This is a genomic window from Actinophytocola sp. (assembly GCF_035942955.1).
GTDB lineage: Bacteria > Actinomycetota > Actinomycetes > Mycobacteriales > Pseudonocardiaceae > DASYTH01.
Map to the genome: position 1 here is coordinate 1 of NZ_DASZCQ010000294.1, position 8,503 is coordinate 8,503.

Annotated in this window: 8 protein-coding genes; 2 read left to right on the forward strand and 6 right to left on the reverse strand. The window is 73.5% G+C overall.

Going from position 1 to position 8,503, the window contains the following annotated elements:
* Positions 1-200: 200 nt before the first annotated feature.
* The 5 genes from VGX25_RS29535 to VGX25_RS29555 all read right to left on the reverse strand — a co-directional run bounded on the left by VGX25_RS29535 (position 201) and on the right by VGX25_RS29555 (position 4,756).
* Positions 201-1,073, reverse strand: coding sequence for a 1,4-dihydroxy-2-naphthoate polyprenyltransferase (locus VGX25_RS29535; protein WP_326921212.1), 873 nt, complete (start codon positions 1,071-1,073; stop codon positions 201-203).
* 74 nt (positions 1,074-1,147) lie between these two features.
* A complete protein-coding gene (locus VGX25_RS29540) occupies positions 1,148-2,218 on the reverse strand; it encodes a hypothetical protein (RefSeq protein ID WP_326921213.1) in 1,071 nt (356 codons plus the stop codon).
* 40 nt (positions 2,219-2,258) lie between these two features.
* Positions 2,259-3,404, reverse strand: a complete 1,146-nt coding sequence (gene menE / locus VGX25_RS29545; RefSeq protein ID WP_326921219.1) for an o-succinylbenzoate--CoA ligase — start codon at positions 3,402-3,404, stop codon at positions 2,259-2,261.
* A gap of 11 nt (positions 3,405-3,415) precedes the next feature.
* Positions 3,416-3,823: a VOC family protein gene (locus tag VGX25_RS29550; protein WP_326921214.1), complete on the reverse strand. Its 408-nt coding sequence runs from the start codon at positions 3,821-3,823 to the stop codon at positions 3,416-3,418.
* A gap of 21 nt (positions 3,824-3,844) precedes the next feature.
* Entirely contained in the window at positions 3,845-4,756 is a 912-nt protein-coding gene (locus VGX25_RS29555; RefSeq protein WP_326921215.1) for a 1,4-dihydroxy-2-naphthoyl-CoA synthase, read from the reverse strand.
* Between the two features lie 70 nt (positions 4,757-4,826).
* Here VGX25_RS29555 and VGX25_RS29560 point away from each other — a divergent pair, with 70 nt between their 5' ends.
* Positions 4,827-6,143 carry a hypothetical protein gene (locus tag VGX25_RS29560; protein WP_326921216.1) on the forward strand — a complete coding sequence of 439 codons (1,317 nt, stop codon included), beginning with the start codon at positions 4,827-4,829 and terminating at the stop codon, positions 6,141-6,143.
* 160 nt (positions 6,144-6,303) lie between these two features.
* Positions 6,304-7,989, forward strand: coding sequence for a 2-succinyl-5-enolpyruvyl-6-hydroxy-3-cyclohexene-1-carboxylic-acid synthase (gene menD, locus VGX25_RS29565; RefSeq protein ID WP_326921217.1), 1,686 nt, complete (start codon positions 6,304-6,306; stop codon positions 7,987-7,989).
* 14 nt (positions 7,990-8,003) lie between these two features.
* Here the strand turns inward: menD and VGX25_RS29570 are convergent.
* A partial coding sequence (locus tag VGX25_RS29570; protein ID WP_326921218.1) for a tetratricopeptide repeat protein occupies positions 8,004-8,503 on the reverse strand: 500 nt, incomplete at its 5' end.

Consider the following 8,503-nt stretch of genomic DNA (forward strand, 5'->3'; position numbering starts at 1 on the left):
GTTGCGGGCCGGGGTGGGTGGTCGGGTGGCGTTGGTGGTGGGCTGACGACGCCTGCGGGCAGGGCTCGTTCCTCGCCCTGCCCTTGTCGTCGTGGGGCGGCCGCCCTCGCCAAAGATTTGCCGACCTCAGCGCAGTTTGACCCTAGCGCAGTTCGACCCCAGCGACGCTTTGTTGACCCCAGCGCAGTTCACGCGGCGCGCTAGGCGAAGGCGAGGGCGGGCGCGGTGGCGAGGGCCCAGGCCAGCATTGCCAGGGCGGTGTCGCGGAGGACCGGGATCAGGGCCGGGCCGGTGCTTCCGACGGCGACCGCCCTGGCGGCCCTGGCGGTCAGGGGCGCGGCGACGAGGCCGGCGAGCAGCCAGGGGTTGCCGAGCGCGGTGGTCAGGGTGACCGCGAACGGTACGGCGATCAGTCCGAAGTAGAGGGTGCGGGTGCCCCGCTCGCCCAGCCGGACCGCCAGCGTGACCTTGCCGGCCGCGCGGTCGGTCGGCACGTCGCGCAGGTTGTTGGCGACCAGCACGGCCGCGGAGAACGCGCCCATCGCGACCGCGCCCGCGACCGCCGCCCCGGTGACCGTCCCGGCCTGCACGTACTGCGTGCCAAGCACGGCGACCAGGCCGAAGAACAGGAACACCGCGGCCTCGCCCCAGCCGGAGTACCCGTACGGGCGCTTTCCGCCGGTGTAGAACCAGGCCCCGAGGACGCACACCACGCCGACCGCGATCAGCCACCACCGCCCGGTCGCGGCCACCAGCACCAGCCCGGCCGCCCCCGCGACCGCGAAGCAGGCGAACGCGGCCGCGCGCACCGACCCCGGCGTGGCCACCCCGGACCCGACCAGCCGCAGCGGGCCCACCCGCCGCGCGTCCGTCCCGCGCACCCCGTCGGAGTAGTCGTTGGCGTAGTTCACCCCGACCTGCAGCGCGAGGGCCACCACCAGCGCCAGCGCCGACGCCCACCAGGAGAACCGGTCGATCGCGGCCGCGGCTCCGGCGCCCACCAGGACGGGCGCGACGGAGTTCGGCAGGGTGCGAACGCGGGCGCCCTGCACCCACTGCGCCATGGTGGCCATGACGCCATTGTCGCAATGCGATGAATGCCGCCTTCGTCGCGCCGGGCGTGAGGAAAGCCACCTTCATCGCATTGTCAGCAGGCGGGTGCCTCGGTGGCCCCGGCGACGTAGGCGGCGGTGACCCACCGGTCGGGGGCGAGGCGGTACCAGAGGTCCGTCGAGCCCTGGGTGCCGTCGACCCGTTCGCCTGCCGTGTGGCATTCGACCCGGATCTGGGCGAGGTCGGCGGCCAGCCCGACGACCGGCGCGTCGGTGCCGGGTCCGGTGCGGACGTTGAGCGGCTCGCCGGCGCGCACGGTTCCGACCGGCCCGGAGCCGGTCCAGGTGAAGGTCACCGTCACCCAGGAGTTGTTGGTCAGCTGCAACCCGTCCCAGAACGTGCCGTCGGCCAGGTCGATCCCGGCCGGGTTGCGCACCACCCGGCCGAACTGGTCGAGGCCGCCGTTGTAACCGTCCAGCTTGGCCGCCTGCGCCTGCGGCCGGCCCTGCGGCAGATCCGTCCACATCTGACGGACGTCCGGCGGGTTCCAGTAGTCGTCCCTGGTGTTCCACGGGCCGACGTCCCACACCGGCGCCCACTCGCACCGCCCGTTCGTCGCGCACACCTTCACGGTGTAGTCGCCGGTGTCCTTCATGGACAGCCCGCGGCGGGTCGGCAGCGCCACGAAGTGGTCCCGCTCCACGATGATGTGGCCGTTGGCGGTCCGGCCGCCGACCAGCCCCTCGCGGGTGGCGAAGATCTCGTAGGTCAGCCCGGCCTGGGTCCGGGGCGGGAGCGGAGCCGCGGCGGTGTCGGCCCGCATGGTCAGCCGGGTCGGCCGCGGGCCGTCGAACACCACCCGGACCTGCACGACGGCCGTCGGATCGGCGAGCACCGCGGGCGCCTGTGTCCACTCGGTCCAGTCGCCGTCCGGCTCGCGCCCGCGCACGTCCACCGCGGCGGCGCCGTCGACGTCGGCGGTGAACCGGTTGGCCGGCGTGCGCAGCGTGCGCGGCCGGTAGACCAGGATCTGAGTGTCCGGATCCACAATGGACATCCGGCTGGACGAGGCCGGGCTGCCGAGGTCCACGGTCCACCGCTCGGGGCCGGCGACCGGCTGGACGGTGAGGCCGGCGACGAGCGCGGTGATCACCAGGATGCTCATGGTTATAGGAACCTGCCACAGGTCGCCGGAGTCCGCGATCTCAGAACGCGGCCGCCACCGCCGCACGGTCCACTTTGCCCGGTCCGTGCCGCGGCAGCCGGTCGACGAACCGGATCTCCTTGGGCACCGCCGGCGCCCCCAGCTCGCCCCGCACCGCCGTGCACAACGCGCCGACGTCCGGCGGTCCGTCCACCGTGGACACCACGACGGCCGCGGCGATCCGCTGGCCCCACTCCGGGTCCGGCAGCCCGACCACGCACACCTCGGCCACCCCGGGCTGGGCGGCGAGCACCCGCTCCACGGCCGCGGCGGCCACCTTCACGCCGCCGGTGTTGATCACGTCGTCCGCCCGGCCGAGCACCTCGAGCGACCCGTCGGGGCGCAGCCGGCCGAGATCCCCGGTGCGGAACCACCCGCCGGCGAACGCCGCGGCGGTCTCCTGCGGCCGCAGCCGGTACCCGCTGGCCAGCATCGGACCGGCCAGCTCGATCAGCCCGCCGGCGGCGATGCGCACCCGAACCCCGGCAAGCGGCACGCCGTCGTAGACGCACCCGCCGGCCGTCTCGGTCATCCCGTAGGTGGCGACCACCCGGATCCCGGCGTCCCGCGCCCGGTCCAGCAGCGCGCCGGGCGCCGCCGCGCCGCCGACCAGCACCCCGGCGAACCCGCGCAGCGCGCGCAGGGCGTCGCCGTCGAGCAGCCGGGCGAGCTGGGTCGGCACCAGCGCGGTGTAGTGCGGGCCGTCCTCGGCCAGCAGGTCGGACGCGGCCTCGGTGAACGCGCGCGGGCGGAACCCGGCCGCGGTGGACATCAGCACCGGTTCGCGCCCGGCCATGATCGACCGCACCAGCACCTGCACGCCCGCGATGTGCTGCGCCGGCAACACCAGCAGCCACCCGCCCGGCCCGGCGAGCCGGTCGTGCGTGGCCCCGGCCGACGCCCGCAGGGCGCCGGCGGACAGCACCACGCCCTTGGGCACCCCGGTCGATCCCGAGGTCGCCACCACGACCGCGGTGCCCGGCTCGGCCGGCTCGCCCGGCGCCAGGCTCGCCCGCAGGTCCGTCAGGCGAGGATCATTGGCGTGCAGCGGAAGCACCGCCGGACCGGATCCGTCGAGGGCCGCCCGCAGCGCCCTGGTCAGCGTGGCCGCGCTCGCCGTGGAGCCGTCGACCAGCACCTCCCGCAGCGCGGGCCGGCCTACGAGGAGCCTGGTGCCCAAGCGATCTCCCATCGGTTGCCCTCGGGATCGGCGACGTAGCAGGAGTACCCGCCCCACGGCTGTTCCACCGGCGGGCTCACGGGCCGGCCGCCCGCCTCGGTGGCGATCCGGAAGGCCTCGTCGACCGCGTCCCGGCTGGCCAGGTTGATGGCGAGGGTGAACCCCTTCCAGGCGCCGTCGCCGGGCTGCTCGCTGCCCGGCGCCGCGGCGTCGCGCAGCACGTCGAGCGGGTACAGGGCGAGCCGGACGTCGCCCACCTCGAACTGGGCGGCCTTGTCCGAGCTGCCCCGGCGCTCCTGCCAGCCCCAGGAGGCGTAGAACCGCCGCAGCGTCGCGATGTCCCGCACACCAAGAGAAACGAACGACAAGCGCTGTGGAATCGTCACCGGGCCATCCTTTCGCGCGCCCTAGTAGTAGTAAGGAAAGCGCGACCAGTCCGGTGGGCGCTTCTCCAGGAATGCGTCCCGGCCCTCGACGGCCTCGTCGGTCATGTACGCCAGCCGGGTCGACTCGCCGGCGAACAGCTGCTGCCCCACCAGCCCGTCGTCGATCAGGTTGAACGCGTACTTGAGCATCCGCTGCGCGGTCGGCGACTTCCCGTTGATCTCCCGCGCCCACTGCAACGCCGTCGGCTCCAGCTCGGCGTGCGGCACGACCGCGTTCACCGCGCCCATGCGATGCATGTCCGCCGCGGTGTAGGCGCGGCCGAGGAAGAAGATCTCCCTGGCGAACTTCTGGCCCACCTGCCGGGCGAGGTAGGCCGAGCCGTAGCCGCCGTCGAAGCTGCCCACGTCGGCGTCGGTCTGCTTGAACCGGGCGTGCTCCGCGCTCGCCAGCGTCAGGTCGCAGGTGACGTGCAGGCTGTGCCCGCCGCCGGCCGCCCAGCCGTTCACCACCGCGATCACCACCTTCGGCATGAACCTGATGAGCCGCTGGCACTCCAGGATGTGCAGCCGCCCGGCCCGCGCCGGGTCGACGGTGTCGGCGGTCTCCCCGCTGGCGTACTGGTAGCCGGTCCGCCCGCGGATGCGCTGGTCCCCGCCGGAGCAGAAGGCCCAGCCGCCGTCCTTGGGCGACGGCCCGTTCCCGGTGATCAGCACGCAGCCGACGTCCGGGCTCATCCGGGCGTGGTCGAGCGCCCGGTACAGCTCGTCCACGCCGTGCGGGCGGAACGCGTTGCGCACCTCGGGACGGTTGAAGGCAATCCGCACGGCACCGATGTCCACGGCACGGTGGTAGGTGATGTCGGTGAAGTCGAAGCCGTCCACCTCGCGCCACGCGGACGGATCGAACAGCTCGGACACGAAATGATCAGCCACCCTGGCAGCATATGGCGCGCCTGTGGACAGATCTGAGCGCCCGCCGGCCCATCGTGCCAAGCTTGGGTTCGTGCACGACATCGACTCCGCACTCGAGGTCATCCGCGCGCGCGACGCCACCGCCGCCCGGCTGGCCAACGGATTATGGGGAGCGATGCGCACCGGGGCCGCCCATTCGCGGGTGACGCGCTACGACGTGCAGGGGGTCTGCTGGGGCGCGCTGCCGCTGCTGGCCCGCAACCCCGACAGCGCGGTGGTCATGGGCGACCGGCACGCCGCCGCGGCCGTGCTCGCAGAACTGCTCGAGCTGCTCGGCTACCCGCACTACGCCGACATCTGCCGGGGCGAGACCACCCGGCGGATCCTCGACGCGGCCGAGGACACCGAGGCCTGCACCGCGCTGGCCGCGGCCGCGTGGCAGGAGTCCGGCGTGCAGCCGCCGAACACCCCGGCGCTGCGCTGGGGCGAGGTGCGCGGGCCGGTGGAGCAGGCGGTGCACGCGGCCACCGGGCGGATCATGGAGGAGGCGATCGCGTCCGGCGGCGTCGACCTGGACTCGCCGGACGCCGAGGTGATCAGGACCGCCCTGACCATGAAGCTGCTCGGCAGCCCGGCGGAGGATCTGTCCGGCACCTGGTACTCGGAGATCTTCGACGAGCGGCTGACCACCTGGCTCACGTATGGCGGCAGCCAGACCCGACGCGAGCTGCTGGTCCGGGTGCAGCCGGAGGTCACCCAGCCCCCGGAGCCGTCCCCGTGCGACGAGTTCCCCGCCCTGCAGACGCTGCTCGACGCGTGCCGCGGCGACGGCGTGCGGCTCACCCGCAACGGCTACCTGCCCACCGCGCTGGTCCGCGAGCTGGTCGGGCTGATGCCGGCCTGCGCGGACTACCCCGCGTCCGGCCGCGGCGAGTCGCGCTGGCCGCCGCTGCTGCACCTGCGCCAGCTCGCCGTGGAGCTGGAGCTGCTCACCAGAACCGGCGACCGCCTCCTGCTCGCCGAGCCCGGCCGGGAGTACGTCGACGACGCCAGCCTGCTGGCCATGGGCGTCGGCGAGCGCCTGGTCGCCAAGGACACCTCGGCGCGCGGCGTGATCCAGGAGGTGATCTTCGCGGCGCTGCTGCTCGAGGACGTCATCGAGCTGGACCGGCTGCTGGACAAGGTCGCCGTGGTCATCGACGAGGAGGGGTGGGGGCCCAACCCGCGCGGGCTGTCCACCCAGGAGCTGGCCCGCGACTTCGGCCTGCTGTTCCTGCGCTGGCTGCACATCGTCGACGCGCTGGACGCCGACGACGAGGGCCTGCGCGTCGGCCTGACCACCGCCGGCCGGGCCGCCGCCCGGTGGGGCCTGCGGGCCAGGGTCATGCTCCGCGAGGTGCCCACGTGAGCGGAGCTTGCGGAGCGAACCAATCAATACTCCTGCGTCTCCGAGGAACGAGGAGACGCAGGCTTGGCGGAGCTTGCGGAGCGAACCATTCAACACTGCCCCGTCGCCGCGCCTGCGAGGCGACGGGGCAAGCCATCACCGAGCCTGCGAGGTGATGGCCATGAACCCTTCGACGGCCCAGGCCACGGTGATCGTGGACGAGCTGGTGCGCAACCGGATCCGGGTCGTCGTCGTGTGCCCCGGCTCGCGCAACGCTCCCCTGGCGATGGCTTTGCACAGCGCCGCCGAGCGGGGCCTGGTTTCCCTGCACGTCCGGACCGACGAGCGCTCGGCCGGCTTCCTCGCGCTCGGCCTGTCGCTGGGCGGTGACCGCCCGGCCGCGGTGGTGTGCACCTCCGGCACGGCCGCGGCCAACCTGCACCCCGCGGTGCTCGAGGCGTACCACTCCGGCGTCGGCCTGCTCGTGCTCACCGCCGACCGGCCGGCGGAGCTGCACGGCAGCGGAGCCAACCAGACCATCGACCAGCGCGGCCTGTTCGGCCCGGCCGCGGTCGCCGTCGACTTCCCGGTGGCCGAGCGCCGCGGCGCGCAGAACGCGGTGTGGCGCGGCCTGGTCTGCCGCGCCGTCGCCCAGGCCGAGCACGGCCGCCCGGTGCACGTCAACATCCCGTTCCGCGAGCCCCTTGTGCCCACGTTCGAGCCGCGCTGGCCGGAGGCTCTGGACGGCCGGCCCGGCGGCCGCCCGTGGACCACGTCGACGGTGGCGCGGTCCGTCGCCGGCAGCCGCGTTGATTTCCCTTTGCCGGCAAGGACTCTGATGGTCGTCGGCAGCGGCCGGCCGGACCGGGCCGCGGCCGCCGCCGCGGTGGCCGCTCGCGCCGGGTGGCCGGTCGTGGCCGAGCCCAGCCGTCAGGCCGCGGCCATGTCCAGCGGCGCCTCGGTCCTGCGCTGCGGGCCGCTGTTGCTGGCCTGCGGCGAGCTGCCCCCCGCGTTGCGCCCCGACGCCGTGATCGTCGTCGGCCGCCCCACCCTGTCCCGCGGCGTGCGCGGGCTGATGGGCACGGTTCCGGTGTACGGTATCGGCGATCATCCACAGTGGACCGACCCGCAGTACGTCGCCGAGCACGTCCGCGGCTGGCTCGACCTCGATGATCTGTCCTCAGTAGACGGATTCGCTCCCGACTGGCCCGCCGCCTGGCAACAGGCCGACGCGGCCGCCTCGACCGTCGTCGACAAGCTCCTCGCCGAGGAGGACTGGCCAACCGGCCTTGCCGTCGCCCGCGACCTGATGGAGGCCCTCCCCGCCGGCGCGACGGTGTTCCTTGGCTCCTCCAACCCCATCCGCGACGTCGACCTCGTCGCCGACCCCCGCGCGGACATCGCGGTGTACGCCAACCGCGGCGTCGCCGGCATCGACGGCAACGTGTCCACCGCCGCCGGCCTCGCCCTCGCCACCGACGGTGTCTGCTACGCCCTGGTCGGCGACCTCACCTTCCTCCACGACCTCAACGCTCTCGCCATCGGCCCCCACGACACCCGCCCCAACCTGACAATTGTCGTCCTCAACGACAACGGCGGCGCCATCTTCGCGTTGCTGGAGCAGGGCGCCGCCGAACACGCCCCCAGCTTCGAACGCGTCTTCGCCACCCCCATCGGCGCAGACTTATCATCGCTCTGCACCGGCTACCACGTCCCCCACACCCTCGCCACCACCCCCGCCGACTTCCGCGCCGCCCTGACCCCCGCCCGTGGTCTCCGCGTCATCGAAACCCGTCCCGACAGGACCCATCTCCGCGACCTCCACGCCCGCCTCCGCGCCGCGGTCACCGAGTCAGCCCTCCGGTAAGCACCGGCTCCGCCCTAACCTTCCCGACCCGGACTCTCGTCCTCCACCGCAGCCCGCTCAATCCAGGACGCGAGGTCCCGCCGAGTCTTCACGGTGTCGGGGTGCTCGCTACCCAAGACCCGCGCCCGGACAAGCAACAACTCGGCACACATATCCCGCGCCCGCACCGCATCCCCCGCCTCCCCGGTCCACCGCGCCAAGTTGGCCCGGGTCGTCAGAGCGTGGGGATGTTCGGCGCCCAACACCCGCTCATGGATCGGAAGCAATTCGGCGAACATGTCCCGCGCCCGCACCGCATCGCCCGCGTCTCCGGTCCAGGACGCCAAATTGCCTCGGCTCAGCAGTGTTTCTGGGTGCTCAGCGCCGAACACCCGCTCCACGAGCGGCAACAGCTCGGCGAACAGATCCCGAGCCCCTGCCTCATCTCCCGCCTTTCCCGTCGTGACGCCCAGGTTGGCCCGGGTGATCAAAGTGTCGCGGTGCTCGGCGCCCAGCACCCGCTCCCGAATTGGAA

Coding starts and splice junctions, on each gene's coding strand:
- VGX25_RS29535 (WP_326921212.1), bottom strand. CDS start 1,073: ATGGCCACCATGGCGCAGTGGGTGCAGGGCGCCCGCGTTCGCACCCTG.
- menD (WP_326921217.1), top strand. CDS start 6,304: ATGAACCCTTCGACGGCCCAGGCCACGGTGATCGTGGACGAGCTGGTG.
- VGX25_RS29540 (WP_326921213.1), bottom strand. CDS start 2,218: ATGAGCATCCTGGTGATCACCGCGCTCGTCGCCGGCCTCACCGTCCAG.